Source organism: Saccharothrix saharensis (genome assembly GCF_006716745.1).
GTDB classification, from domain to species: domain Bacteria; phylum Actinomycetota; class Actinomycetes; order Mycobacteriales; family Pseudonocardiaceae; genus Actinosynnema; species Actinosynnema saharense.
The window spans coordinates 6,301,454-6,327,510 of the sequence record NZ_VFPP01000001.1; the positions used below are offsets into that span (position 1 = coordinate 6,301,454).

Sequence of the window (26,057 nt, forward strand, 5' to 3'; positions counted from 1 at the left end):
CGGTACGAGTGCCCTCCGAGCCTGTCAACAAGTCTCGCGCCACCATCCGAGAGCTGCCCGCGCACGCCGACCTCGGCCGCGACGCCGCTGCCCCTGCGCCGTCCGGGCGGTCGCATCGCCGTCGACCGGCTGGGAGAGTGACCGGCATGGAGCTGGTGCTGCGCGCTGCCCGAGTCGTCACGCCCGACGGTGAACGCCGCGCCGACGTCGGCGTCGCGGACGGCCGGATCGTCGCCGTCGCCGACCACCTGGACGCGGAGACGGTCGTGGTGCTCGCCGACGACGAGGTCCTGCTCCCCGGCCTGGTCGACACGCACGTCCACGTCAACGACCCGGGCCGGGACGAGTGGGAGGGCTTCGAGACCGCCACCGGGGCGGCGGCTGCCGGTGGCGTCACCACGATCGTCGACATGCCGCTCAACAGCCTGCCGCCCACGACCACGGTCGAGGCGTTGCGGGCCAAGCAGGACGCGGCCCGCGGTCGCGTGCACGTCGACGTCGGCTTCTGGGGCGGCATCGTGCCGACCAACCCGGACGACCTGGAGGCGCTGCACGACGCGGGCGTGTTCGGCTTCAAGTGCTTCCTGGTCCACTCGGGCGTGGACGAGTTCCCGCACGTCACCGAGGACGAGCTGCGGACCGCGCTGAGCAGGCTGCGGTCCCGTGACGCGCTGACGATCGTGCACGCGGAGGACCCGCACGAGGTCACCGAGCCCGGCCCCGGCTACCGCGCGTTCCTCGACTCCCGGCCGCACCGCGCCGAGACGCACGCCGTCACCACCGTGGTGGACCTGGCCAACGAGACCGGGGCCAGGCTGCACGTGCTGCACCTGTCCAGCGGAGAGGCCCTGCGGCAGGTGCGCACCGCCAAGGAGCTGGGGCTGCGGGTGACCGCCGAGACGTGCCCGCACTACCTGACGTTCGTGGCGGAGGAGATCGGCGACACGGCGACGGAGTTCAAGTGCTGCCCCCCGATCCGCGACGCGGCCAACCGCGAGCAGCTCTGGCACGCGTTGCGCGAGGGCCTGATCGACCTCGTCGTCACCGACCACTCGCCGTGCACCCCGGAGCTGAAGCGGGGCGACTTCGCCACCGCGTGGGGCGGCATCGCGAGCCTCCAGCTCGGCCTGCCCGCGGTGTGGACGCAGGCCAGGCAGCGCGGCCACGCGCTGACCGACGTGGTCCGGTGGATGGCGGCCAACCCGGCCGACCTGGTCGGCCTGACCGCGAAGGGCCGCATCGCGCCGGGCGCGGACGCCGACTTCTGCGTCTTCGCCCCGGACGAGGCGTTCGTGGTCGACCGCGCCGCGCTGCGCCACCGCAACCCCGTGACGCCGTACCACGGCCGGCCGCTGGCGGGCGTGGTGCGGCAGACGTGGCTGCGCGGTCGGCCCGTCGACGGCCGGCCGCGCGGCCGGTTGCTGACCCGGAACCAGGACAGAGGAGACGCATGACGGAAGTCCCCGGCTGGACCCGACTGCCCGACCTGGCGTGCCGGACGGTGGGCGGCAGCGTGGTGTGGGCCAACGACGAGTCGTTCGCCGAGCGCGAGAACCTGATCCGCAGGCCCGAGCCGGGGTTCCGGACCTACACGTTCGGGCACAAGGGCCAGGTCTACGACGGCTGGGAGACGCGCCGCAGGCGGGAGAGCGGCGAGGACCGGGCGGTCGTCCGGCTGGGCATGGCCGGCGTGATCGACGGTGTCGTGGTCGACACCGCGTTCTTCACCGGCAACTTCCCGCCGTTCGCCTCGGTCGAGGCGACCTCCGCGTCGGGTCACCCGGCGCCCGACGAGCTGTCCGGCTGGGAGACCGTGGTGCCCAAGTCGCCGCTGGGCGGCGACCGCAAGCACTACTTCGCGGTGTCCGCGCGCCGCCGCTACACGCACGTGCGGCTGACCATCTACCCGGACGGCGGGGTGGCCAGGCTGCGGGTGCACGGGAGCCCGGTCGCCGACCCCGACCTGATCCTGCCGGACGCGCTGGACCTGGCCGCGCTGGAGCACGGCGCGCGGGTCACCGGGTGCAGCGACATGTTCTACGGCGCGCCGGGCAACCTCATCGCGCCCGGCCAGGCGACCGTGATGGGCGAGGGTTGGGAGACCGCGCGCCGCCGTGACGACGGCAACGACTGGGTCGAGGTGGAGCTGGCCGCGCCGGGCGTCATCCGGCTGGCCGAGCTGGACACCAGCCACTTCAAGGGCAACGCGCCGGGCTGGGCGTCCGTGCGGGGCCGTGACGCGCGGACGGGTGCGGAGTTCGACGTGCTGCCGCGCACCCGGTTGCAGCCCGACACCCGCCACCGCTTCCGACTCGAGCACGTCCCCGAGGCCACGCACGCGCGGCTCGACATCTACCCGGACGGCGGGATGGCACGGCTGCGGCTGTTCGGTGGCTTGACCCCGGACGGCCTCAGGGTGATCACCGAGCGCTACCAGGACGTGCGTTGACCGGGCGGCGAGGTTGTCAGCCCTTGGGCTGATCACAGGTGCGACTTCAGTCGGTTGTGGCGCGTTCGACCGCCCTGGAAGCCTGCGGAAACCCGATTGGGTGAACAGGAACTAGGGAGGAACCTGTGCGACCGATCATGAGGGCGCTCGGCGGTGTGGCGACCGCGCTGGCGCTCGCAGCGGGCACGACGTCGGTGGCGTCGGCCGAGACGGAGCCGGAGGCGCTGGGGGCGGGTCGGATCGACTGGCGGCCGTGCCCGGAACTGGCCGAGGTGGAGTGCGGCACGCTGAGCCTGCCGATCGACTGGGCGAACCCGCGCGGCGAGCGGTTCGACCTCGCCGTGGCCCGCCGCAAGGCCACCGACCCGGCCGAGCGGATCGGGGTCATGGTCGTCAACCCGGGTGGTCCGGGCGGCTCCGGCGTGAACTTCGCCCTGGGGGCGGACGGCTACTTCAGCCCCGAGGTGCGGCAGCGCTTCGACATCATCGGGTTCGACCCGCGTGGCGTCGCCCGCAGCCAACCCGTCCGGTGCTCGGTCGAGGTGCTGCGCGCCCAGCCGTCGGTCCACCCGACCGACCAGCGGGAGTTCGACGCGCTCGCCGCGTACAACCGCGAGCTGGCCGCCGACTGCCGCGAGCACAGCGGCCCGATCTACGACCACGCCGACACCGGCGCGGTCATCAGGGACGTCGACGCGCTGCGCAAGGCCCTCGGCGAGCGCAAGATCAACTACTACGGCCTGTCCTACGGCACGCTCATCGGCCAGCAGTACGCCGAGCGGTTCGGCCGCCACATCCGCGCCATGGTGATCGACTCGAACATGGACCACAGCCTGGGCACGTGGCGGTTCACCGAGACCGAGGCCGAGACCGCCGAGGACTCGTTCCGCGAGTTCGTGAAGTGGTGCGACCGCACCGAGTCGTGCGCGCTGCACGGCCAGGACGTGGCCAAGGCCTGGGACGACCTGCTGGCCCGCGCGGACCGGGGCGAGATCACCGACCCGTTCGACCCGACCCGCCAAGTGACCGCCGACGACGTCATCGGCGTCGCGTTCGGCGCGTTCTACGGGCCGGAGTGGCAGCAGCTCTCCGACTTCCTGGTCGAGCTCGGCGCGGGCACGCCCGCGAAGTCCTTCGCCGCCGAGGAGACCGCGCGCAACCCGTTCCCGGCCGTGTTCTGCCAGGACTGGGCGATCCGCGTCAAGGACCACCGCCAGTTCTCCGCCCTGGTCGACCGGGCGCGGCAGCTCGCGCCGCACATGCGCGGCTCGGCGCTCGGGCACACCGCGATGGCGGGCTGCGTCGGCCTGCCCGAGCGGGTGAACAACCCGCAGCACCGGCTGGAGATCGAGGACGCGCCGAAGATCCTGATGCTGAACGCGCTGCACGACCCCGCCACCGGGTACGAGTGGGCGGTCAACGCCCACCGGCAGAGCCGCGACACCACGGTCCTGCTGACCTACGAGGGCTGGGGCCACGGCGTCTACGACCGCAGCGACTGCACCCGCGGCGCGACGGACGACTACCTGATCAACCTGAAGACGCCGCGTCCCGGAGCGCGCTGCGCGGCGGTCGAGCCCGCGCCGCAGTCGGTCGCGTCCCCGGACGCCGCACCGCGGCCGGCGGGGCCGACCCAGGCCATCCCGGGTTGGCTGAGGTAACCCTGGAGCCGGGCCGTCCCCCGACCACGGGGTGGGGCGGCCCGGCCCGCGTCCGACAGCCGGTGACCGAGCGTCGCCGGGGCCTGCGCGGGATCACACGAACCACCGCGAAGGCGAGTTCGGCTCGCACGGTCCGTCACCGCGAATTCCGCGGTGACGCGGACTGATCGCGGGCGGAACGGCCCGCTTCAAGCCCGCGAAACGCGCCCGTAACACCAGGGGCCGGACAGTTCACCTGCGCGAAACCTCGGGCGCAATCGCGCGAAACAGGCCATACCGATGCTCCCTGCAACCGACGTGCAGTGGAGGTCGACGTGGATACAGGGGACACCGCCTGGGTGCTCACCAGTGCCGCACTGGTGCTGTTGATGACGCCGGGACTTGCCTTCTTCTACGGGGGCATGGTCCGGTCGAAGAGTGTGCTCAACATGATGATGATGAGCCTGGGCGCAATCGCCGTGGTCGGTGTGCTCTGGGTGTTGGTCGGCTATTCCACGGCGTTCGGCACCGACGTGGGCGCGGGCCTGCTCGGCAAGCCGTTCGAGTTCTTCGGCCTGGACGGCCTGCTCGGCAAGGAGTCGGCGTTCGGGACCATCCCGACGACCGTGTTCGTCGGGTTCCAGGCGATGTTCGCCATCATCACGGTGGCGCTGATCTCCGGCGCGATCGCCGACCGCGCCCGCTTCGGGCCGTGGCTGCTGTTCGCCGCCCTGTGGTCGCTGCTGGTCTACTTCCCGGTCGCGCACTGGGTGTTCGACTTCGACGGCAAGGACGCCGACGGCAACGTGGTCGACCCGGGCGGCTGGATCGCCAACAAGCTGATGGCCATCGACTTCGCGGGCGGCACGGCGGTCCACATCAACGCCGGTGCGGCGGGTCTCGCGCTGGCGCTGGTCCTCGGCAAGCGCGTCGGTTGGCCGAAGGACCGGATGAAGCCGCACAGCCTGCCGCTGGTCGTGCTGGGCGCGGGCCTGCTGTGGTTCGGCTGGTTCGGCTTCAACGCGGGCTCGGCGGTCGCCGCCAACGGCACCGCGGGCGTCGCCTTCGTCAACACCCTGGTCGCCACCTCCGCCGCGATGCTCGGCTGGCTGCTCGTGGAACGCGTCCGCGACGGCAACGCCACCACCCTCGGCGCCGCGTCCGGCATCGTCGCGGGCCTGGTCGCCATCACCCCGGCCTGCTCCTCGGTCACCCCGGTGGGCGCCATCGCGATCGGCGCGATCACCGGCGCCCTGTGCGCCCTGGCGGTGAGCCTGAAGTACCGCTTCGGCTTCGACGACTCGCTCGACGTGGTCGGCGTGCACCTGGTCGGCGGTCTGTCCGGCACCATCCTGATCGGCTTCTTCGCCAGCTCCTCCGCCCCGGCGGGCATCGACGGCCTCTTCTACGGTGGCGGCGTGGACCAGCTGTGGCGGCAGGTCGTGGGCGCGCTCGCCGTGCTCGTGTACTCCTTCGTGCTCAGCCTGGTCCTGGGCTACCTGGTCAAGCTCACCGTCGGCTTCCGCGCCGACGAGGAGGCCGAGGTCGGTGGCATCGACGAGGCCGAGCACGCGGAGACCGCGTACGAGTTCGGCAGCGGCATCGGCACCCGTAGCGGCAGCAAGCCCAGTGTCGCCGCCGGCGCCACTGCGGTCCTCGAGGGGAGCAACAAGTCATGAAGTTGGTCACCGCGATCATCAAGCCCTTCACCCTGGACGACGTGAAGGCGTCCCTGGAGCAGTTGGGCGTGCTGGGCATGACCGTCAGCGAGGTCCAGGGGTACGGCAGGCAGAAGGGCCACACCGAGGTCTACCGCGGCGCCGAGTACGCCGTGGACTTCGTGCCCAAGCTGCGCATCGAGGTCCTGATCGACGACGCCGCCGTGGAGAAGGTCCTCGACGCCGTCGTGGAGGCCGCGCGCACCGGCAAGATCGGTGACGGGAAGGTCTGGGTGACGCCGGTCGACACGGTCATCCGGGTCCGCACCGGGGAGCGCGGCTCGGATGCCCTATAGGGGTCCGGAGTAGGCAGGGGAGACGGCCGGATGGACAACACCGAGACGGCCGTCGTCACGGCTGACGACCTGGTGCGAGCACGCGATCGGCTGCTCGCGCCAGGTCGGCGCCGTTTGACGGGGGAGTCGCTGCGCGAGGCGCTGGTGGACCTGCACGAGTTCTGGCTCACCGCGCACGCCTCGCAGGCGGGCGTCGGCGGACCGGGCAGCGGGGTCGCGCTGGTCGCCGTGGGGGGTTTGGGCAGGCGCGAGCTGGTGCCCTATTCGGATCTCGACCTGCTCCTGGTGCACAACGGGCACAAGGGCGTGGACGGGATCGCCGAGAAGCTCTGGTACCCGCTGTGGAACTCCGGCATCGGCCTGGACCACTCGGTGCGCACGGTCGGCGAGGCGCTGCGCGTCGCCGCCGGTGACCTGCGCACCGCGCTGGGGCTGCTGGACATCCGCCACATCGCGGGCGACCAGGAGATCAGCGGGCGGCTGACCGACAGCGCCCGGCAGGCGTGGCGCAGCGGGGTGCGCACCCGGCTGGACGAGATGGCCGAGTCGGCGTCGCGCCGCTGGGCGCGCAGCGGCGAGATCGCGCACCGCGTGGAACCCGACCTCAAGCACGGCCGGGGCGGGCTGCGCGACGTCACGCTGCTCGACGCGTTGAGCGCGGCGCAGCTGACCGACCGGCCGTCCGCCGAGGTCAACGAGGCGCGCAAGCTGCTGCTGGACGTGCGCACCGAGCTGCGGCGGGTGGCGCGCAAGCCGCGTGACGTGCTCCGCGCGCAGGACGGCGACGAGGTCGCGACCGCGTTGGGCCTGCAGGACCGCTTCGCGCTGGCCCGTTCGATGTCGTCGGCGGCACGCACGATCGTCTACGCCGTGGACGTGGCCATGCGCACGGCGCGCGCCGCGGTGCCCAAGCGCGGACTGGGCGTGTTCGCCCGTTCCCCGCTCCGGCGCGCACCGGCCCGACGTCCGCTGGACGAGGGCGTCGTGCTGCACGGCTCGGAGGTGGCGCTGGCGCGTGACGCCGTGCCCAGCCGCGACCCGGCGCTGCTGCTCCGCGTGGCCACGGCCGCCGCCCGCAGCAAGCACCCGATCGCGCCGGGCACGTTGGCCAAGCTCGCCGACTCGGCCCCGGAGCTGCGCCAGCCGTGGCCCCGGGAGGCGCGCGAGGAGCTGCTGGCCCTGCTGGGCACCGGCACGGGCCTGATCGACGTGGTCGAGGCGCTGGACCGCACCGGCCTGTGGGGCAGGCTCTTCCCCGAGTGGGGCGCGGTGCGCGACCTGCCTCCCCGCGACGCCGCGCACACCTGGACCGTGGACCGGCACCTGGTGCAGGCCACCGCGCACGCGGCCCGCCTGGTCACCAGGGTGTCCCGGCCGGACCTGCTGCTGCTCGGCACGCTGGTGCACGACATCGGCAAGGGCAGGCAGGCCGACCACTCCGAGGTCGGCGCGGCGCTCACCACGCAGATCGCCGAACGGCTCGGCCTGTGGCCGCAGGACGTGGTCACGCTCACCGCCCTGGTGCGCCACCACCTCCTGCTCCCGCACACGGCGACCCGCCGCGACGTGGAGGACGAGGCCACCGTGCGCCGCGTGGTGGACACCCTCGGCGGCGACCCGGTGCTGCTGGAGCTGCTCCACGCGCTGGCCGAGGCCGACGCCGTGGCCACCGGACCGGGCGTGTGGTCGGACTGGAAGGCCTCGCTGGTCAGCGACCTGGTCGCGCGCTGCCGCACGGCGATGGCGGGCGACCCGCTGCCGGAACCGGAGCCGTTGGACCAGCGCCAGCAGGACCTGGCGCGGGCCGTGCTGGACAGCGGCAAGCCGGACGTGCTGATCGACCCGGGCGACCACGCGGCCACCGTCACGGTGGTGGCGCCCGACCGGCCGGGCACGCTCTCCCGGGCCGCGGGCGTGCTCGCGCTCAACTCCCTGGAGGTGCACGCCGCGACGCTGCGTTCCCACGGCGATGCGTCTTCCGGGGCCGCGGCGGTCGACGTGTTCACCGTGTCACCCCGGTTCGGCTCGCTGCCGGACGTGACCCTGTTGCGCGAACAGCTCAGCCGGGCGCTGGACGGCTCCCTCGCGCTGGCCGACAAGCTCGCCGCGAAGGAGCGCGACTACGGCGGCCCGCCGCTGGACCCGCCGCCGCCGAAGGTGCTCTGGTTCGACGACGAGTCGACCGGCGCGGTGGTGCTGGAACTGCGGGCGGCGGACCGGATCGGACTGCTCCACCACGTCGCGGACGCGTTGGAGCAGTCCGGTGTGGACATCGTGTGGGCGCGGGTGTCCACGCTGGGCTCCACGGTGGTCGACTCGTTCGCCATCACCGTGCCGACCGGCGTGGACGCCGACCGGCGCCGCAAGATCGAACGGGCCGTGCTGCTGGCCGCGCGCTGAGGTTGCGTAGGTCTACGCACAACCGACCAAGGGGGCTCACGCTGCCGGAGGACCCCCGTGCCGGGAGAAGCTTCTCCCGTGGCGCGGGGGGACCGCCGGGTGCACGGGCGGGGGACGCGCCACCACGTGGTCGGGAGCGGCCTGTCGAGGGGTCGGGCCGCCCCCGATCACGGCGGAACTCGTGGACGTCCGAAACGTCTCTTTAGTATGGATGCGATGACCGCTGTCGCCGTGAGGCCGCGCTCGCTGGTCGTGCTGGCCGGACTGCCGGGAGCGGGTAAGTCGACGCTGCTCGCCGCCGCCGACACCGATGGCGCGCCCGCCGTCGTGCTGGACTCCGACCAGGTGCGGACCAGGCTCCGCGCGCTGGTCCCCGAAGCCCTGCCGTACCGGTTCTACCGCCCGCTGGTGCACCTCGTGCACCGGTTGCGCATCGTCTGGTTCGCGGCCACCGCCGGCGGACTGCTGCTGGTGCACGAACCGTCGACCAGGCCGACGACCCGCGCCGGCCTGGTCGCCGTCGGCGTGCTCACCAACCGGCCGAGGCACTTCCTGTGGCTGGACGCGAGCCCCGAGGAGGCGCTGTCCGGCCAGGTCGAGCGGGGCCGGCTGATCCGGTCGCGCTCGTTCGCCCGGCACGTGCGCCGCGCGGGCAGGCTGCGGCCCCGGTTCGCCGCGGGCGTGCCGCCGCGCGGCTGGCAGGGCCTGACCCTGCTGACCCGGCGTGACCACCTGCGCCTGTCGGTGACGCCGGCGTGAACGGCTACCCTGAGTGCGAGGAACCCACCGACGACGTGCGAGGTCTGGCGGCATCGTGTTCAACACCCTTTCCGACCGGCTCACCTCGGTCCTGCAGAACCTGCGGGGCAAGGGGCGGCTGTCCGAGGCCGACATCGACGCGACCGCGCGCGAGATCCGGGTCGCGCTGCTGGAGGCCGACGTCGCGCTGCCCGTGGTGCGCACGTTCATCGCGAAGGTCAAGGAGCGCGCCAAGGGCGCCGAGGTCAGCCAGGCGCTGAACCCGGCCCAGCAGGTCGTCAAGATCGTCAACGAGGAGCTGGTCGGCATCCTCGGCGGGGAGACCCGCAGGCTCAACCTGGCCAAGAACCCGCCGAGCGTGATCATGCTCGCGGGTCTCCAGGGCGCCGGTAAGACCACCCTGGCGGGCAAGCTCGCCAAGTGGCTCAAGGGCCAGGGCCACACCCCGATGCTGGTGGCGTGCGACCTCCAGCGCCCCAACGCGGTGACCCAGCTCCAGGTGGTCGGCGAGCGCGCGGGCGTGCCCGTGTTCGCCCCCGAGCCGGGCAACGGCGTCGGCGACCCGGTCGACGTGGCCCGCAAGGGCATCGAGGAGGCCAAGCGGGCGCAGCACGACATCGTCGTGGTCGACACCGCGGGCCGCCTCGGCGTCGACGAGGAGATGATGCGCCAGGCCGTGGACATCAGGACCGCGATCCGCCCCGATGAAGTGCTGTTCGTGGTCGACGCGATGATCGGCCAGGACGCGGTGAACACCGCCACGGCGTTCCGCGACGGCGTCGGCTTCACGGGCGTGGTGCTCACCAAGCTCGACGGCGACGCCCGCGGTGGCGCGGCGCTCAGCGTCCGCGAGATCACCGGGCAGCCCATCCTGTTCGCCTCGAACGGGGAGAAGCTGGAGGACTTCGACGTCTTCCACCCGGACCGGATGGCGAGCCGGATCCTGGGCATGGGCGACATGCTCACCCTGATCGAGCAGGCGGAGCAGGCGTTCGACGCCGAGCAGGCCGAGGCCGCCGCGGTCAAGATGGGCTCCGGCCAGCTCACGCTGGAGGACTTCCTGGAGCAGATGCTGGCCCTGCGCAAGATGGGGCCCATCGCGAACCTGCTGGGCATGCTGCCCGGCGCGGGCCAGATGAAGGACCAACTGGCCAACCTCGACGAGAAGCACCTGGACCGGGTGCAGGCGATCATCCGCGGCATGACCCCGGCCGAGCGCGACGACCCGAAGATCATCAACGCCTCGCGCCGGCTGCGCATCGCCAACGGTTCGGGCGTCCGGGTCAGCGACGTGAACGACCTGGTCAACCGCTTCTTCGAAGCCCGCAAGATGATGAGCCAGATGGCCGGCCGGTTCGGCCTGCCCGGTGCGGGCGGCAAGAACAACCGCAAGGGCAAGGGGAAGAAGGGCAAGAAGGGCAAGGGCCGCGGCCCCACGCCGCCGAAGGTGCGCGGCGGGTTCCCCGGCATGCCCGGCATGCTGCCCCCCGGGATGCCCGGCATGCCGACCCAGGGCGGCGGCCCCGCGCTGCCGCCGGGGCTGGGCGGCTTCGACCAGCTCCCGCCCGGCTTCGACCCGTCGAAGCTGAAGTTCGACAAGTGAGCGGCCTGCACCTGCGGGGCGTCGTCCTCCCCGAGGGCGGCGACCCGCGGGACGTGTGGGTGGTCAACGGGCGCATCCGCACGAACCCGGTGCCCGGTGCGACCACCGTCAGCACCGGCGGCTACCTGGTGCCCGGCCTGGTCGACGCGCACTGCCACGTCGGCCTGGGCGCCCAGGGCGCGGTCGACCTGCCCGAGGCGGTGGAGCAGGCGCTCGCCGACCGGCGGGCGGGCGCGCTGCTGATCCGCGACTGCGGCTCGCCGCTGGACACGCGCCCGTTGCAGGAGCGCCTGGACCTGCCGCGGCTCATCCGCGCGGGCAGGCACCTGGCCCGGCCCAAGCGCTACATCAAGTACCTGGGCGTGGAGGTCGAGGACCCGGCCGACCTGCCTGCCGCGGTGGCCGAGCAGGTGGAGAACGGCGACGGCTGGGTGAAGCTGGTCGGCGACTGGATCGACCGCGGCACCGGCGACCTCGCGCCGCTGTGGACCGAGGACGTGCTCACCGAGGCGATCAAGGTCGCCCACGAGGGCAAGGCCAGGGTCACGGCGCACGTCTTCGGCGAGGACGCCCTGCCCGCCCTGCTCAACGCGGGCATCGACTGCATCGAGCACGGCACCGGCCTGACCGACGACACGATCGCGCAGATGGCCCGCAACGGGACCGCGCTCGTGCCGACGTTGATCAACATCGAGAACTTCCCGGCCATCGCGGCGGGCGCGGACAAGTACCCGGGCTACCAGAGCCACATGCGGGACCTGTACGCGCGCAACACCGCGACCATCGCCAAGGCCGTCGAGGCGGGCGTGCCGGTGTTCGCGGGCACCGACGCGGGCGGCGGCATCCGGCACGGCCGGATCGTGGACGAGATCAAGGCGCTGCACGGCGTCGGCATGACCCCGATCCAGGCACTGGGCGCCGCCTCGTGGGCCGCGCGCGAGTGGTTGGGTTTCCCCTCGCTCACCGAGGGCGCGGCGGCCGACGTCGTGGTCTACGACGGGGATCCCCGCGAGGACCTGGAGGCACTGCGCCACCCCAGGCTGGTCATGCTGCGCGGCCGCATCCACGCCTGACCGCGGTGGTGGTGGGAAATCCTCGATCGGAGCGTCTGACGTGGAGTTCTTCCGCCACCCGAAGTGAGTTCTGCGGCCGTCAGGGTGATCTTGAACGGCCTCGGGCAGCACTCCGCCCCACCGGACCACTACGTTCGGACGAGTGGAGGAACAGCAGGACCGGGACACCGGCCGGGCGCACTGGGGCTTCCTGGCGTTCTTCACCGGCCTGGGCGGCTACCACCTGGCGATCCTGGGTTTCACCGCCGCCACGGCCGACCGCTTCGCCGAGGTCGACATCACCGACCCGCCGGTGCTCGGCCCGCTCCTGCTGCTGGTCTTCCTGCCCAACGTCCTGCTCGGCCTCGGCCCGGTCGTCATCTCGTGGTACCGGGGCGACGGGCCGGGCAGGGACTTCGGCCTGTGGCCGACCGCCCGGGACCTGAAGGTCGGCCTGGCCGCCGGCGGCGCGGCGCTGCTGGCCGCCTGGCTGCTGGGCGCGCTGCTGCTGAGCATCAACCCGGACCGGTCCGGGTCGCTGGACGAGATCGAAGCGCTCTCCGGCGGCCGCACGATCTGGCTGGCCGCGGCGGCGCTGTTCGTGTTCCTCGGCGCGCCGCTGACCGAGGAGCTGCTCACCCGGGGTGCCCTGTGGCAGGCGTTGGCGCACTACCGCATCCCCAAGCTCGCGATCCTGGCCCTCACCGCCGTCGTCTTCGCGTTCCTGCACGAGGAGAGCTGGCGCATGCTGAGCCTGTTCGCCCAGGGGCTCGCCATCGGCGCGGCCCGCATGATCACCGGCCGGGTGGCCTCCAGCGTGGTGGCGCACGCCACGAACAACCTGCTGCCCGCCGTCTACCTGTACATCGGCTGACTAGGGTGGATGGCTGTGACACGACCGGATGAACCTCCGCCGAGCCTGATCGCCAGCGTCCGCGCGGTCGGACGGGAGCCGGAAGCGGTGCACGCCGGGCAGCGCTGGGGCTTCGGCGCGTTCCTGCTGGTGGAAGCCGTCTTCATCCTCACCGCGGTGTTCATCACCGCGGTGGCCCGCACGTCCGGCACGGACATCGCCACCTCGGTCACGTTCGTCCTGGTCGGCTCGATGGTCCCGACGGTCCTGGCCGCGGCGGTCGCCGTCACCATCACCTACCTGCGCGGCAACGGCCCGTTCCGGGACCTGCGGCTGGCCTGGGACTGGGCGGACGTCAAGATCGGCCTCAAGCTGGGCGCGCTCGGCCTGGTGCTCACCTACGTGGCCGCGGTGATCTGGTCGCGCGTCGTCGGCGACAGCAACGCCACCTCCGCGATCGGCGAGCTCGTGGACGGCGCGGGGCTGCCCGTCGCCGCGGCCGTCGCGATGTTCGTCTACGTGTGCTTCCTCGGCCCGGTGTGCGAGGAGGTCATCTACCGCGGCCTGCTGTGGGGCGCGATCGAGCGGCAGCGCTGGAGCCGGTGGGCGGCGTTCGTGCTGACCACGCTGATCTTCGCGGCCAGCCACCTCGAACCGCTGCGGACGTCGTTGCTCATCGTCATCGCGCTGCCCATCGGCATCGCCCGCCTCATCACGCGCAGGCTCACCGCGAGCGTGGTGGCGCACGTCATCAACAACTTCCTGCCCGGCCTGACCCTCCTGCTCGTCTCGATCGGGGTGATGCCCGCGTGACCGCCCGCGCGATCGATCTCAACAGCGACCTCGGCGAGGGCTTCGGCATCTGGCGACTGGGTGACGACGAATCCCTGCTCGGCATCGTGACCAGCGCCAACGTGGCCTGCGGCTTCCACGCGGGTGACCCGTCGACCATGCGCCGGGTGTGCCGCCAGGCCGCCGCCGCGGGCGTCGCGGTGGGCGCCCAGGTGTCCTACCGGGACCTGGCGGGCTTCGGCCGCCGGTTCATCGACGCGGACCCCGCCGAGCTGGCCGACGAGGTGCTCTACCAGATCGGTGCGCTGGACGCGTGCGCCAAGGCCGCCGGGACGCGGGTCGAGTACGTGAAGCCGCACGGCGCGCTCTACAACGCCACCGTCCACCACGACCGGCAGGCGCAGGCCGTGGTGGACGGCGTGCGGGCGTTCGGCGACCTGCCCGTCCTCGGCCTGCCCGGCTCGCGCCTGCTCGACCACGCCGAACGGGCGGGCCTGCGCCCGGTGCGGGAGGCGTTCGCCGACCGCGCGTACACCCCGCAGGGCACGCTCGTGCCGCGCACCGCGCCCGGCGCCGTCCTGACCGGCACGGACGCCGTGCTCGCGCAGGTGCTCAGGCTCGCCGAACGCGGTGAGCTCGTCGCCGCCGACGGCACCGTGCTGGAGGCCGAGGTCGACTCCGTCTGCCTGCACGGCGACACCCCCGGCGCGGTCGAGCACGCGCGCGAGGTCCGCGCCGCGCTGGAGGCGGCGGGCGTCCCCGTGGCCCGATTCGTGGTCCGGTAGACCGGTCTGGCAGAATGGTTGGTTGTTCGCCGAGGTCGGTCCCTCTCACCGTGCCATGGCGCCCCAGACACCTGGGCTTTCACCACCCGTGCCCCACTCGGGTGAGGACTGCCCGCACCTGAGCACACGAGAGCACGAGGAGCACCCACACCCGTGGCCGTCAAGATCAAGCTTCAGCGGCTTGGCAAGATCCGTCAGCCGTACTACCGGATCGTCGTCGCCGATGCCCGCACCCGCCGCAACGGCAAGGCCATCGAGACGATCGGCAAGTACCACCCGAAGGAAGAGCCGTCGTTCATCGCGGTGGACAGCGACCGCGCGCAGTACTGGCTGGGCGTCGGCGCGCAGCCGACCGAGTCGGTCCAGCGCCTGCTGGAGATCACCGGTGACTGGCAGAAGTTCAAGGGCCTGCCGGGCGCCGAGGGCACGCTGAAGGTCAAGGAGCCCAAGCCGAGCAAGGCGGACCTGTTCGCCGCCGCGCTGGCCGCCGCGGGCGACGCGCCGTCCACCGAGGCGACCACGCCGAAGAAGAAGTCGGCGAAGAAGGACGACGCCAAGAAGGCCGACGCCGAGGCCGCTCCCGAGGCTGCCAAGGACGAGGCGTGAGCTTGTTGGCTGACGCCCTCGAACACCTCGTTCGGGGCATCGTCGACCACCCGGACGACGTCCGGGTGAACCTGGTCACGACCCGCCGCGGTCGCACGCTGGAGGTCCACGTCCACCCGGACGACCTCGGCAAGGTGATCGGCCGCAGCGGTCGCACCGCGACCGCCCTGCGCACCGTGATGGCCGGTATCGGTGGTCGTGGCGTGCGCGTCGACGTGGTCGACACCGACCGCTGAACGCGCACATGGACGTCGTCGTCGGCCGAGTGGCCAAGGCGCACGGGATCAGCGGCGAGCTCGCCGTCGACGTGCGCACGGATTCGCCCGAGACCCGGTTCGCGAAGGGCTCGGTGTTGGCCGCCAAGCTGCGCGACGGCACGTCCCGCAACCTCACCGTCGCAGCCGCCCGGAACCACTCCGGGCGGCTGCTGGTGCGTTTCGAGGAAGTGCTGACGCGCGACGTCGCCGAGACGTTGCGGGGCACGGTGCTGCTCGGCAGCACCGAGGACCTGCCGCCGACCGGCGACCCGGACGAGTTCTACGACCACGAGCTCGAAGGGCTGACCGCCGAGCTGGTGGACGGCACCAGGGTCGGCACCGTGCTGGAGGTCGTGCACGGGCCGGGCGGCGAGCTGCTGGTGGTCAAGCGCGAGAACGGTGACGAGACCCTCGTGCCGTTCGTGCGCGAGATCGTGCCGACGGTGGACATCGCGGGCAAGCGCGTGGTGCTGGACCCGCCCGAGGGCCTGCTCGATGCGGATTGACGTCGTCACGATCTTCCCGGAGTACCTGGACCCGCTCCGCGCCGCCCTGCTGGGCAAGGCGATCGACAAGGGTCTGATCAGCGTCGGCGTGCACGACCTGCGCGACTGGACGCACGACGTGCACAAGGCCGTGGACGACAGCCCGTACGGCGGTGGACCCGGCATGGTGATGAAGCCCCAGGTGTGGGGCGAGGCGCTGGACGCGGTCTGCACCCCGGCCACCCGTCTGATCGTGCCCACGCCCGCCGGCCGGCCGTTCACCCAGCGGGTGGCGCACGACCTGGCCGCCGAGGAGCACCTGGTGTTCGCCTGCGGCCGGTACGAGGGCATCGACCAGCGGGTGGTGGACGACGCGTCGCGCCGGATGCGCGTGGACGAGGTCTCCATCGGCGACTACGTGCTCGTCGGTGGCGAGGTGGCGGTGCTGGTCGTGGTCGAGGCCGTGGTCCGGCTACTGCCCGGCGTGCTCGGCAACCCGAAGTCGGCCGCCGAGGACTCGTTCTCCGACGGCCTGCTGGAGGGCCCCAGCTACACCCGGCCCGAGGTGTGGCGCGAGCTGGCCGTGCCCGACGTGCTGCGCTCGGGCAACCACAAGGCGATCGACCGGTGGCGGCGCGACCAGTCGCTGCGCCGAACCCGCGAGCGCCGCCCCGACCTGCTCGACGCGCTGCCCGAGGGGGCGCTCGACAAGCACGACCGCAAGCTGCTGGACGGGCTCGACTAGGGGCGATTTCTCCCCGCCGCCCCTCGTCTGGCACACTGGACAGGTTGCTGCACCCGGTTCAACTCATCCGGCGTGCGCTAGGCCCGCCCCCGTGCGCGTGTGTAACTTGAGATGTTCCGCGCCCTGGGGGAGTACGCAATACACGTGAGGACGAGGACGGACCACCGATGAACACCCTGGACGCTCTTGACGCCCAGTCGCTGCGCTCCGACATCCCCAGCTTCCGGCCGGGCGACACGCTGAAGGTCCACGTCCGCGTCATCGAGGGCTCCCGCGAGCGGGTCCAGGTGTTCCAGGGCGTCGTGATCCGCCGCCAGGGCGGCGGGATCCGTGAGACCTTCACCGTCCGCAAGGTCTCGTTCGGTGTCGGCGTCGAGCGCACCTTCCCGGTGCACTCCCCGAACATCGCCGAGATCGAGGTCGCCTCCCGCGGTGACGTCCGCCGGGCGAAGCTGTACTACCTCCGCGACCTGCGCGGCAAGGCCGCGAAGATCAAGGAGAAGCGCGAGGCCAAGCCGGCCTCCTGACGCCGGGCACACGCGGAAGCAGTAGCCTGCCCACGTGGCAGATCCCGTGCACCGCTCCGCTGACGAAGACGGTCAGGATCCCGCAGTCGAGTCCACTCCGGACTCGGCTGCGGGTGGCAGGTCGAAGAAGGACAAGAAGAAGCCCCCGCTCTGGCGCGAGTTGCTCGTGCTCGGGGCCACGGCCCTGGTCCTCACCATCCTGATCCAGACGTTCCTCGCGCGGGTGTACGTGATCCCGTCGCAGTCGATGGAGGAGACCCTCCACGGCTGCCCGGGGTGCAACAACGACCGCGTGCTGGTCGACAAGCTGGTCTACGACTTCACCGACATCGAGCCGGGCGAGGTCGTGGTCTTCCGCGGCCCCGAGACCTGGGGCAACAACGACTTCACGTCGAACCGGTCGGACAACCCGATCGTGGCGGGCATCCAGTCGGTCGCCTCGCTGGTCGGGCTCGCGCCGCCGGACGAGCGGGACTTCGTCAAGCGGGTCATCGCGGTCGGCGGGCAGACCGTCGAGTGCTGTGACGAGCAGCACCGCGTGAAGGTCGACGGCAAGCCGCTGGACGAGCCGTACATCTACTGGCAGCCGGGCACCTCGCCGGAGAACCACGACCCGTTCGAGCCGGTCAAGGTCCCCGAGGGCCACCTCTGGGTGATGGGCGACAACCGCACCAACTCCACCGACTCGCGCAAGCAGGGCGGTGGCGGCCTGGCGGGCACCGTGCCCGAGGAGAACGTCATCGGCAAGGCCCGGGTCATCGTGCTGCCGCCGTCGCGCTGGCAGGGCATCGGGGACCACAACCCGCAGGCCGTCGCGCTGGGCGCGCCCGCGTGGCAGGGCGCCATCCCGGCGGGCGCCGGCCTGGCCGCGGCGTGGCCGCTGGTGTTCTTCGGCCGCAAGGTCCGGAGGCGGTTGACCAGGGCCTCACAGCCCTGATCGGTACGCTGACCGGGTGGTAGACGTCGCATCGTCGCGCGGGTCCTCCGACGAGGGGGACCCGGAGCACGAGGAGAAGGTCGAGCAGTGGCGTGCCCGTGCGCGCAAGACGACCAAGCGCAAGGGTTCGTTCTGGAAAGAGCTGCCGATCCTGATCGGTGTCGCGGTGGTGCTCGCGGTGCTGATCCAGTCGTTCCTGGCGAAGGTCTACATGATCCCGTCGGAGTCGATGGAGCAGACGCTGCACGGCTGCTCCGGCAGCTGCTTCGGCGACCGGGTGCTGGTCGACAAGCTGACCTACGACTTCACCGAGCCCGAGCCCGGTGACGTGGTGGTCTTCCACGGCCCGGACAGCTGGATCAACCAGGACTTCGTCGCCGCCGAGCCGACGAACCCGGTGGTCAAGGCGGTGCAGGGGCTCGGTTCGCTGCTGGGGTTCCCCTCGGCGAACGAGGAGGACTTCGTCAAGCGGGTCATCGCGGTCGGCGGGCAGACCGTGCAGTGCTGCGACGACCGCAACCGGGTGCTGGTCGACGGCAAGCCGCTGGACGAGCCGTACGTGTACTGGGCGCCGGGCCGCAGCACCGTGCAGGAGTCGTTCGGCGAGCTGAAGATCCCCGAGGGCTACCTGTTCGTGCTGGGTGACAACCGCAACGACTCGTGCGACTCGCGGTGCCAGGGCGACGGCCGCGAGGGCGGTCTCGTGCCGGTGGACAACGTGGTGGGCAAGGCCAGGCTGATCGTGCTGCCGCCGTCGCGCTGGCAGGGCATCGGGGACCACAACCCGCAGGCCGTGGCCATCGGCGCGCCCGCGTGGCAGGACGCCCTGCCGGCCGGTGCCGGTCTCGCCGCGGCGTGGCCCGTGCTGCTGCTGGGCAAGCGGGTGAGGGCGCGGTTCCGGGGTTCGCGGCTGGGATAAGGTCGACAGGTGATCCGCAAGCCGCCTCGTGTCCAGGTTCGGCAGACCGCGGGCATCTGGGCGTTCGAGGCCGCGCTGGACCGGCGCGGGTTCGGCCCGGTGGCCGGCGTGGACGAGGCCGGTCGGGGCGCGTGCGCGGGGCCGCTGGTGGTGGCGTCGTGCGTGCTCAAGCCGGGTGACGCGGCGAAGTTCGACGGGCTCACCGACTCGAAGCTGCTCACCGCCGCCGCGCGGGACCGGATGTACGACCTGGTGCTCAAGCGGGCGCGGGACTACGCGGTGATCGTGGTCCCGGCCGCCGAGGTCGACCTGATCGGCGTGCACGTGGCGAACATCGAGGGCATGCGGCGCGCCGTCGCACGATTGGGTGCACATCCTGGGTACGTCTTGACGGACGGCTTCCCGGTGCCGGGTCTCACCGCGCCGAACATGCCGGTGGTCAAGGGCGACCGGGTGGCCGCGTGCGTCGCGGCGGCGTCCGTGCTGGCCAAGGTCACGCGGGACCGGATCATGGCCGGGTTGCACGAGGAACTGCCCGTCTACGGGTTCGACGTGCACAAGGGCTACAGCACCCCCGAGCACGCGGCGGCGCTGGCGGAGCACGGCCCGAGTGCGCAACACCGCTGGTCGTATGCGAACGTGGCCGCCGCGGCGCAACGGCACGGGCTGGAACCGCCGCACCGGGTGGCGCGCGGCGTGGTCGCCGCCGCCGTGGTCCAGAATGGGACAACCCCGCAGACCAGCGGTGGCAGGCTCGCGACGAGGAGGGGCGCGGATTCGATGATTACCCGCGCGGAGGCGTAATGAGTGCAGAGGATCTCGAGAAGTACGAGACCGAGATGGAGCTGTCGCTGTACAAGGAGTACCGCGACATCGTCAGCCAGTTCTCGTTCGTCGTGGAGACCGAGCGGCGGTTCTACCTGGCCAACTCGGTGGACGTGCAGGTCCGCAACGCGGACGGCGAGGTCTACTTCGAGGTGCGGATGTCCGACGCGTGGGTGTGGGACATGTACCGCCCCGCCCGGTTCGTGAAGAACGTCCGGGTGATCACCTTCAAGGACGTCAACGTCGAGGAGCTGGACAAACCCGAGCTGAGGCTGCCCGAGGACGGTCCGTTCAACTCCTGACACCCGCAAAGTCGCAGGGGCCCGCCCGAAGGGGGCGGGCCCCTTTGCGTCTTTCGCCCATAGCACGCGATACCGACGATTCTCCGCGCGCTGTCCACAGCCCCTGAAGTTGTCCACAGCCGGCGAACTCCCCGTCGCCGGCCCCCCTCCCGCTCGGCAAGGTCGACACCAGGACCGAACGCGGAGGAGCGGGACATGAGCACGGCGACCGAGTTGGGCCGGCGCGGCGAGGACGCGGCGTGCCGTTACCTGGAGCACCAGGGGTTGTCGATCCTGGCGCGCAACTGGCGGTGCGACGACGGCGAGTTGGACGTCGTGGCGACCGACGGCGCGCGGCTGGTGGTGGTCGAGGTGAAGTGCCGTTCGGGCACCTCGCGGGGCACGCCGCTGGAGGCCGTGACGCCGGAGCAGCTGGAGCGGGTCCGCCGGGCGGCGTTGCGCTGGCTGAGCGCCCACCGGGTCGGCCGGGTGGAGATCCGGTTCGACGTGATCGCGATCGAGTGGCCGCCCGAGGGCAGGGTCCGGCTGCACCACCTGCGGGGCGTGTGATGGCGCTCGCGCGGACGTGGTCGGTGGCGTTGTCCGGGGTGGACGGCGTTCCGGTGGAGATCGAGGCCGATGTCGGCGTCGGGACGGTGAAGACGCAGCTCCTGGGCCTGCCGGACGCCGCGCTGCACGAGTCGAAGGACCGGGTGAAGGCGGCCGTGCGCAACAGCGGGCACGACTGGCCGTCCCAGCGCGTGACGCTCGGCCTGTCGCCGGCCACGCTGCCGAAGAACGGTTCCGGCTACGACCTGGCCATCGCGTGCGCCGTGCTGGCCGCGGCGAAGACGATCCCCGGTGAGCGCCTGGCCGGCACGGTCCTGCTGGGCGAGTTGGCCCTCGACGGCCGGGTGCGTGCCGTCCGGGGTGTGCTGCCGGCGTTGCTGGCGGCGCGGCGGGCGGGCCTGACCGAGGCGGTCGTCCCGGCGGACGTGCTCCGCGAAGCCGCGCTGGTCGAGGGCATGACGGTGCGCGGGGCCGCGACCCTGACCGAGGTCCTGTCGTGGCTGACCGGCGAGCACGGCCTCCACCGCACCACCCCGCCCGCCCCGGCCCCGCCACGGGACGGCCCGGACCTGGCGGACGTCATCGGCCAGCCGGAGGCGAGGTGGGCCCTGGAGGTCGCCGCGGCGGGCGGGCACCACATCCTGCTCACCGGCCCGCCGGGGACGGGCAAGACGATGCTGGCCCAACGCCTGGCTGGCCTGCTGCCGCCGTTGTCGCAGGAGGAGGCGCTGGGCGTGACGGCGGTGCACTCCGTCGCCGGGTTGCTGACCCCGGAGTCCCCGCTGGTCACCACGCCCCCGTTCATCTCGCTGCACCACTCGACGTCCACCGCGGCGCTGATCGGCGGCGGCACCGGCATGGCGAAACCCGGCGCGATGAGCCGAGCCCACCGGGGCGTGCTGTTCCTGGACGAGGCGAGGGAGTTCGGCGCGGCCAAGCTGGAGGCACTGCGCACCGCGCTGGAGGAGGGCGAGGTCCGGTTGGCCCGGCGGGACGGCATCGTCCGCTACCCGGCCCGGTTCCAGCTCGTGCTGGCGACCAACCCGTGCCCGTGCGCGCCGCCGAAGGACATCGACTGCGTCTGCCTCCCCGCGGCCCGCAGGCGCTACCAGAGCAAGCTCTCCGGCCCCCTGCTGGACCGGGTGGACCTGCGCGTCGTGATGCGGCCCCTCACCGCCATGAGCGGCATCGAGGTCTCCCCACCGGAACCGACCGCCACCGTCCGCGAACGGGTCCACAAAGCCCGCACCAGGGCCACCGAACGCTGGTCCGCCCACGGCTGGCTGACCAACGCCGAGGTTCCGGGCCCGGCCCTGCGCCGCGAGTACGCCCTGCCCCGCCCGGTCACCGCCGTCCTGGACCGAGCCCTGACCACGGGCGCCCTGACCGGCCGCGGCGCCGACCGCTGCCTCCGCGTCGCCTGGACCCTGGCCGACCTGGCCGAAGCCGACCGCCCGACCGCCGACCACGTGGCCGCCGCCCTGGAATTCCGAGAGCGCAGGAAGTCATGACCACCGAACCGACCTCACCACCCCGACCCCTCACCCCACCCACCACCTCTCAGCACTCAACCCCACCTGCCCGCACCAGCCGCGCCCTCGCCTCACCTCCCAGTCGGACCTCGACCCCTCCGGCCTCCACCGCAGCACCCCCGATCCTCGCCACCGCCTCCACCGCCTCCACCGCCCCGGCGCCCACCTCCACCACATCGCTTCCCCCGTCGCCACCCTGCACCGCCTCAGCTCCCGGCCGGCCACCCTCCACCTCACGGCCCCCCGCATCGCCGCCGTCCTTCGACTCGTCCTGCTCCCCGTCCTCCGCAGTGCGGGGAGATCTCGAGCCCGGCCCTCCCGGAACCAAGGCGGATCCGGCGGCCCGCCCCGGTCGGGACGAGTGGTGGCGGTGGTCGTGAGCGATGACGAGGTCCGGTTGGCGCGTGCCTACCTGTCGCGGGTGGCGGAACCGCCGGCGGCGGCGTTGGCGCGGTTCGTCGCGGAGGTCGGTCCGGTGCGGGCGGCGGAGATGGTCCGGGCCGGTGAGGTGCCTCCCGGGGTCGACAGCCAGACGTCGGCGCGGCGGGCGTTGGACCAGGCCGAGCAGGACCTGGAGGCGGCGGCGGAGATCGGTGGGCGTCTGCTGATCCCCGAAGACGACGAGTGGCCCCGCTGGCCCTTCAACGCCTTGGCCATCGCCGCCGCCAACGGGCTGCGCTGTGGGGTGGAGCCGTTGGCGCTGTGGGTCCGCGGCGACGCCAGTCTGGCCGCGATCACCGAACGCGCGGTCGCGGTGGTGGGCAGTCGGGCGGCTTCCGGGTACGGGCAGCACGTCGCGGGCGAGTTCGGGTTCGGGTTGGCCGAGGCCGGGGTCACGGTGGTGTCCGGTGCCGCCCTCGGTATCGACGGTGCCGCCCACCGGGGCGCGATCGTGGCGGGCGGCCTGACGATCGCCGTGCTGGCCTGCGGCATCGACGTCGCGTACCCCGCGGCCCACCGCGCCCTGCTGGACCGCATCCCGAGCCAAGGCCTGGTGGTGAGCGAGTACCCGCCGACGCACACGCCCGCACGTCATCGGTTCCTGACGCGGAACCGCCTCATCGCCGCTCTGGCCGAGGGCACGGTGGTGGTGGAAGCCGGGCGGCGCAGTGGTGCGAAGAACACGGCGGCGTCCACGACGGCGCTCGGTCGCGTGCTCATGGCCGTCCCCGGACCGATCACGTCGATCAGCTCGTCCGGCTGCAACGAACTGCTGCGAGCCGGGGTCGCGCTGCCGCTGACCAGCGCCGCCGAGATCATCGAGTCGACCGGGCGGCTCGGCGTCGACCTGGTCGAGGCCACCAGGAACACCGACACCGGACCGCCGCAGGGTGACGCGATGCGGGTCTTCGAAGCGCTCGGGCTGACGTTCGGGCACAGCCCGGAGGCGATCTCCGTGGAGTCCGGAGTGGAACTGGCTCGGGTGCGCGCTTTGTTGCCCCAACTGGAACTGGCCAGTCTCGCCGAGCGCACGGAAAGCGGTTGGAAGCGCTCCCAGGACGGGAGTTGGCGTGGCGATACTTGACCAAGAGCGCTCGAGGGCGCAGCGTCAGGGGCTATGTCCCCGCCGCCGCCCGCTCGGACACGTCGTGTCGACCTGGTTCGCCTGCGTCGCGCGCTGCCCGGGGACGTCGCGACGGCTCTGGACCGCTACGAGCGCCACCTCGCGATGGAACGCGGCCTCTCGCCGCACACGGTGCGCGCGTACCTCGGCGACGTGGTCGCCCTGCTGGTCCACTTAGCCGGGGACACGCCCGACAACGCCACCGTGGAAGCGATCGACCTGGCCGGGCTGCGGTCGTGGCTGGCTTCCCAGCACTCCGCCGGCGCGAGCCGGACGACGATGGCCAGGCGCGCCGCGTCCGCCCGCACGTTCACCGCCTGGGCCGCCCGCGACGGTCTGCTCGCCGCCGATCCCGGCCCGCGGCTCTCCGCACCCCGACCCCATCGGACGCTTCCCGCCGTGTTGCGGCCGGAGCAGGCCGACGCCGCCATGGCAGTTGCCGGAGTAGGCGCGGAACAGGGCGATCCGGTTGCGCTGCGTGACCGAGCCGTGGTGGAGTTGCTGTACGCAACAGGTGTCCGGGTCGCCGAGTTGTGCGGTCTCGACCTCGACGACGTGGACTACTCCCAAAGGGTGATTCGGGTTCTGGGCAAGGGCAGTCGCGAACGCACCGTGCCGTTCGGCGTTCCGGCCGAACGGGCAGTACGGCGCTGGGTGGAGCACGGCCGATCCGCCCTGGTCACCGACCGTTCACCACGCGCGCTGCTGCTCGGTGCGCGAGGCGGTCGGCTCGACCCGCGTACCGCCAGGCGAGTTGTCCACGATGTAGTGGGTGCGGTTCCCGGCACGGCCGACACCGGGCCCCACGGCCTGCGCCACTCCGCGGCCACGCACCTGCTGGAAGGGGGAGCGGACCTGCGCACCGTCCAAGAGCTTCTTGGTCACGCTACGCTCGCAACGACTCAGCTCTACACACACGTCACCGTCGAACGGCTGAAGGCGATCCATGACCGAACCCACCCCCGCTCCTGACGTCGCAGGGGGAGGTTCGCGGACCGCAACCGTGACCTCTCCCTCCGCCGCGCACGTCGGGACGTCGTCGGCGGCGCGCACCCCGACCGGGACGAACGGTCACCACGTCGACGACGAGCCGCTGCGCACGAACGGGCACGCCCTGCCCGCGGTGCCGGGCAGACCGGCGCACGCCGCATCCGAATCGCGCACCGCCGATGACGTGGAAGCCGGGATCATCGCGCTGTGGCACACCTACGGCGAATCCCGCCGGCAAGCCCTGCGCGACCGCCTGGTGCTGCACTACGCGCCGCTGGTCAAGTACGTCGCCGGCCGGGTCGGCACCGGCCTGCCCGCGCACGTCGACGTGGCCGACCTGATCCAGTCGGGCATCTTCGGCCTGGTCGACGCGATCGAGAAGTTCGAGCCCGAGCGCGGCCTGAAGTTCGAGACCTACGCGATGCAGCGCATCCGCGGCGCGATCCTCGACGACCTGCGCTCACAGGACTGGGTGCCGCGCTCGGTCCGCAGCCGCGCCCGTGACGTCGAACGCGCCCTGGAACGCCTCGGTGGTCGCCTCCAGCGCACCCCGACGGACCGCGAGCTCGCCGCCGAGCTGAAGATCGGCCTGGGTGAGCTGCGCGAGCTCTACGCGCAGCTCCAACTGACCAGCGTGGTCGCCCTCGACGAGCTGATCGCCGCCGGCCGCAGCACCGGTGGCGCGGGATCGTCGCTGGCCGAGTCCCTGCCCGACGAGGGCGCGGAGGACCCGATCGCCACCCTGGTCGACCAGGACAGCCGCCGCCAGCTCGCCGACGCGATCGCCCAGCTCGCCGAGCGGGACCGCGTCGTGGTCACCCTGTACTACTTCGAGAACCTGACGCTGGCCGAGATCGGCAAGGTCCTGGGCGTCACGGAGTCCCGCGTGTGCCAACTGCACACCCGGGCGGTGCTGCGGCTGCGCACCAAGTTGAACGAGCAGCTGGAGTCCTGACCCCCGACCGCCACCGGCGTCGGTCGACTCCCGGCACGATGGCGCCGCACGGTCCGGTGACGCGCGCCGCGAGCTGGCGGGCCCGGCCCGGTGGATGACCGGATGTGGCGAGTGCGGAACCCGGTCGGCGCCTCGACGCGCGAGTAGATCGGCGGGCCGCACGGTCGGCCTCGGGCGGCGTGGCGCGGCGTGCGTGCGCGGGGCTCGGGTTGGTGTCGAGCAGTCGCGGTGAGTGGGTCGCGGCACTGGCTGGGCCGGCCACGGCGGGAGCCAGTCGGTAAGCGAGCCGGCTGGGGAAGGTGGCAGGCCATCGGTGACCGGTTGGGCGTGAACGGGCTGGGCTGAAGAGGTGGGGTGAGCAGGCGGCGGGAAGCTGGTGAGGTGGTGGTTGGAGGTTGGTCGGGCGGGCGCGATGGTGCGACGCGAGGGGCGGATGGCGGCACCACGCGGCTCGGCGCGGTGGGTGGCTGGGCGCGGTGGGTGGCTGGTTGAGCCGGGCGGGGGCGGGTGGGGTGGG

At 72.4% G+C, this 26,057-nt stretch carries 26 protein-coding genes; all 26 read left to right on the forward strand.

Annotation, left to right across the window (positions count from 1 at the left end; all coding sequences use genetic code 11):
• The first annotated feature begins 146 nt into the window (after positions 1–146).
• The 26 genes from allB (at position 147) to FHX81_RS28735 (ending at position 25,540) form a co-directional block, all read left to right on the forward strand.
• Positions 147–1,454: an allantoinase AllB gene (gene allB, locus FHX81_RS28610; RefSeq protein WP_141981128.1), complete on the forward strand. Its 1,308-nt coding sequence runs from the start codon at positions 147–149 to the stop codon at positions 1,452–1,454.
• Positions 1,451–2,449 (forward strand): allantoicase, encoded by a 999-nt coding sequence (alc, locus tag FHX81_RS28615; protein WP_141981129.1) that lies wholly within the window; start codon positions 1,451–1,453, stop codon positions 2,447–2,449. The genes allB and alc overlap by 4 nt, the downstream gene beginning before the upstream one ends.
• Before the next feature lie 125 nt (positions 2,450–2,574).
• Positions 2,575–4,110 (forward strand): alpha/beta hydrolase, encoded by a 1,536-nt coding sequence (locus FHX81_RS28620; RefSeq protein ID WP_141981130.1) that lies wholly within the window; start codon positions 2,575–2,577, stop codon positions 4,108–4,110.
• A gap of 314 nt (positions 4,111–4,424) precedes the next feature.
• Positions 4,425–5,768, forward strand: coding sequence for an ammonium transporter (locus tag FHX81_RS28625; RefSeq protein ID WP_141981131.1), 1,344 nt, complete (start codon positions 4,425–4,427; stop codon positions 5,766–5,768).
• Positions 5,765–6,103, forward strand: a complete 339-nt coding sequence (locus FHX81_RS28630) for a P-II family nitrogen regulator (RefSeq protein ID WP_123745943.1) — start codon at positions 5,765–5,767, stop codon at positions 6,101–6,103. Before FHX81_RS28625 ends, FHX81_RS28630 begins: the two co-directional genes overlap by 4 nt.
• Before the next feature lie 30 nt (positions 6,104–6,133).
• Complete coding sequence (locus FHX81_RS28635) at positions 6,134–8,503, forward strand: [protein-PII] uridylyltransferase (protein ID WP_141981132.1); 2,370 nt, start codon at positions 6,134–6,136, stop codon at positions 8,501–8,503.
• A gap of 216 nt (positions 8,504–8,719) precedes the next feature.
• Positions 8,720–9,262: an AAA family ATPase gene (locus tag FHX81_RS28640; protein WP_246108012.1), complete on the forward strand. Its 543-nt coding sequence runs from the start codon at positions 8,720–8,722 to the stop codon at positions 9,260–9,262.
• A 55-nt stretch (positions 9,263–9,317) separates the two neighbouring features.
• The gene (gene ffh, locus FHX81_RS28645) at positions 9,318–10,865 is read left to right on the forward strand and encodes a signal recognition particle protein (protein WP_141981134.1); all 1,548 of its coding nucleotides are present in this window, start codon (positions 9,318–9,320) and stop codon (positions 10,863–10,865) included.
• Positions 10,862–11,938, forward strand: a complete 1,077-nt coding sequence (locus FHX81_RS28650) for an amidohydrolase family protein (protein WP_211363588.1) — start codon at positions 10,862–10,864, stop codon at positions 11,936–11,938. Before ffh ends, FHX81_RS28650 begins: the two co-directional genes overlap by 4 nt.
• Positions 11,939–12,080: 142 nt before the next feature.
• Entirely contained in the window at positions 12,081–12,791 is a 711-nt protein-coding gene (locus tag FHX81_RS28655; protein WP_141981135.1) for a CPBP family intramembrane glutamic endopeptidase, read from the forward strand.
• A 9-nt stretch (positions 12,792–12,800) separates the two neighbouring features.
• Positions 12,801–13,583, forward strand: a complete 783-nt coding sequence (locus FHX81_RS28660; protein WP_141981136.1) for a CPBP family intramembrane glutamic endopeptidase — start codon at positions 12,801–12,803, stop codon at positions 13,581–13,583.
• Positions 13,580–14,347 (forward strand): LamB/YcsF family protein, encoded by a 768-nt coding sequence (locus FHX81_RS28665; RefSeq protein WP_211363589.1) that lies wholly within the window; start codon positions 13,580–13,582, stop codon positions 14,345–14,347. The genes FHX81_RS28660 and FHX81_RS28665 overlap by 4 nt, the downstream gene beginning before the upstream one ends.
• Before the next feature lie 153 nt (positions 14,348–14,500).
• Positions 14,501–14,953 carry a 30S ribosomal protein S16 gene (gene rpsP / locus FHX81_RS28670; protein WP_141981137.1) on the forward strand — a complete coding sequence of 151 codons (453 nt, stop codon included), beginning with the start codon at positions 14,501–14,503 and terminating at the stop codon, positions 14,951–14,953.
• The gene (locus FHX81_RS28675) at positions 14,950–15,189 is read left to right on the forward strand and encodes an RNA-binding protein (RefSeq protein ID WP_015104447.1); all 240 of its coding nucleotides are present in this window, start codon (positions 14,950–14,952) and stop codon (positions 15,187–15,189) included. The genes rpsP and FHX81_RS28675 overlap by 4 nt, the downstream gene beginning before the upstream one ends.
• A gap of 8 nt (positions 15,190–15,197) precedes the next feature.
• On the forward strand, positions 15,198–15,716 hold the full coding sequence (rimM, locus tag FHX81_RS28680; protein ID WP_141981138.1) for a ribosome maturation factor RimM: 519 nt from the start codon (positions 15,198–15,200) through the stop codon (positions 15,714–15,716).
• On the forward strand, positions 15,706–16,440 hold the full coding sequence (trmD, locus tag FHX81_RS28685; RefSeq protein WP_141981139.1) for a tRNA (guanosine(37)-N1)-methyltransferase TrmD: 735 nt from the start codon (positions 15,706–15,708) through the stop codon (positions 16,438–16,440). The genes rimM and trmD overlap by 11 nt, the downstream gene beginning before the upstream one ends.
• A gap of 167 nt (positions 16,441–16,607) precedes the next feature.
• On the forward strand, positions 16,608–16,967 hold the full coding sequence (gene rplS / locus FHX81_RS28690; protein ID WP_073896548.1) for a 50S ribosomal protein L19: 360 nt from the start codon (positions 16,608–16,610) through the stop codon (positions 16,965–16,967).
• A gap of 34 nt (positions 16,968–17,001) precedes the next feature.
• Positions 17,002–17,904 carry a signal peptidase I gene (lepB, locus tag FHX81_RS28695; protein ID WP_141981140.1) on the forward strand — a complete coding sequence of 301 codons (903 nt, stop codon included), beginning with the start codon at positions 17,002–17,004 and terminating at the stop codon, positions 17,902–17,904.
• A 16-nt stretch (positions 17,905–17,920) separates the two neighbouring features.
• The gene (gene lepB / locus FHX81_RS28700) at positions 17,921–18,823 is read left to right on the forward strand and encodes a signal peptidase I (RefSeq protein ID WP_141981141.1); all 903 of its coding nucleotides are present in this window, start codon (positions 17,921–17,923) and stop codon (positions 18,821–18,823) included.
• Positions 18,824–18,832: 9 nt separating this feature from the next.
• Positions 18,833–19,627 (forward strand): ribonuclease HII, encoded by a 795-nt coding sequence (locus tag FHX81_RS28705; RefSeq protein WP_141981142.1) that lies wholly within the window; start codon positions 18,833–18,835, stop codon positions 19,625–19,627.
• Positions 19,627–19,950 carry a DUF2469 domain-containing protein gene (locus FHX81_RS28710; RefSeq protein ID WP_033431454.1) on the forward strand — a complete coding sequence of 108 codons (324 nt, stop codon included), beginning with the start codon at positions 19,627–19,629 and terminating at the stop codon, positions 19,948–19,950. The genes FHX81_RS28705 and FHX81_RS28710 overlap by 1 nt, the downstream gene beginning before the upstream one ends.
• A 195-nt stretch (positions 19,951–20,145) precedes the next feature.
• Positions 20,146–20,499: a YraN family protein gene (locus FHX81_RS28715; protein WP_141981143.1), complete on the forward strand. Its 354-nt coding sequence runs from the start codon at positions 20,146–20,148 to the stop codon at positions 20,497–20,499.
• A complete protein-coding gene (locus FHX81_RS28720) occupies positions 20,499–22,010 on the forward strand; it encodes a YifB family Mg chelatase-like AAA ATPase (protein ID WP_141981144.1) in 1,512 nt (503 codons plus the stop codon). Before FHX81_RS28715 ends, FHX81_RS28720 begins: the two co-directional genes overlap by 1 nt.
• Before the next feature lie 397 nt (positions 22,011–22,407).
• Entirely contained in the window at positions 22,408–23,556 is a 1,149-nt protein-coding gene (gene dprA / locus FHX81_RS28725; protein WP_141981145.1) for a DNA-processing protein DprA, read from the forward strand.
• A 33-nt stretch (positions 23,557–23,589) separates the two neighbouring features.
• Entirely contained in the window at positions 23,590–24,567 is a 978-nt protein-coding gene (locus FHX81_RS28730; RefSeq protein ID WP_211363590.1) for a tyrosine recombinase XerC, read from the forward strand.
• Complete coding sequence (locus tag FHX81_RS28735; RefSeq protein WP_170232202.1) at positions 24,542–25,540, forward strand: FliA/WhiG family RNA polymerase sigma factor; 999 nt, start codon at positions 24,542–24,544, stop codon at positions 25,538–25,540. The genes FHX81_RS28730 and FHX81_RS28735 overlap by 26 nt, the downstream gene beginning before the upstream one ends.
• The last annotated feature ends 517 nt before the right edge of the window (positions 25,541–26,057 follow it).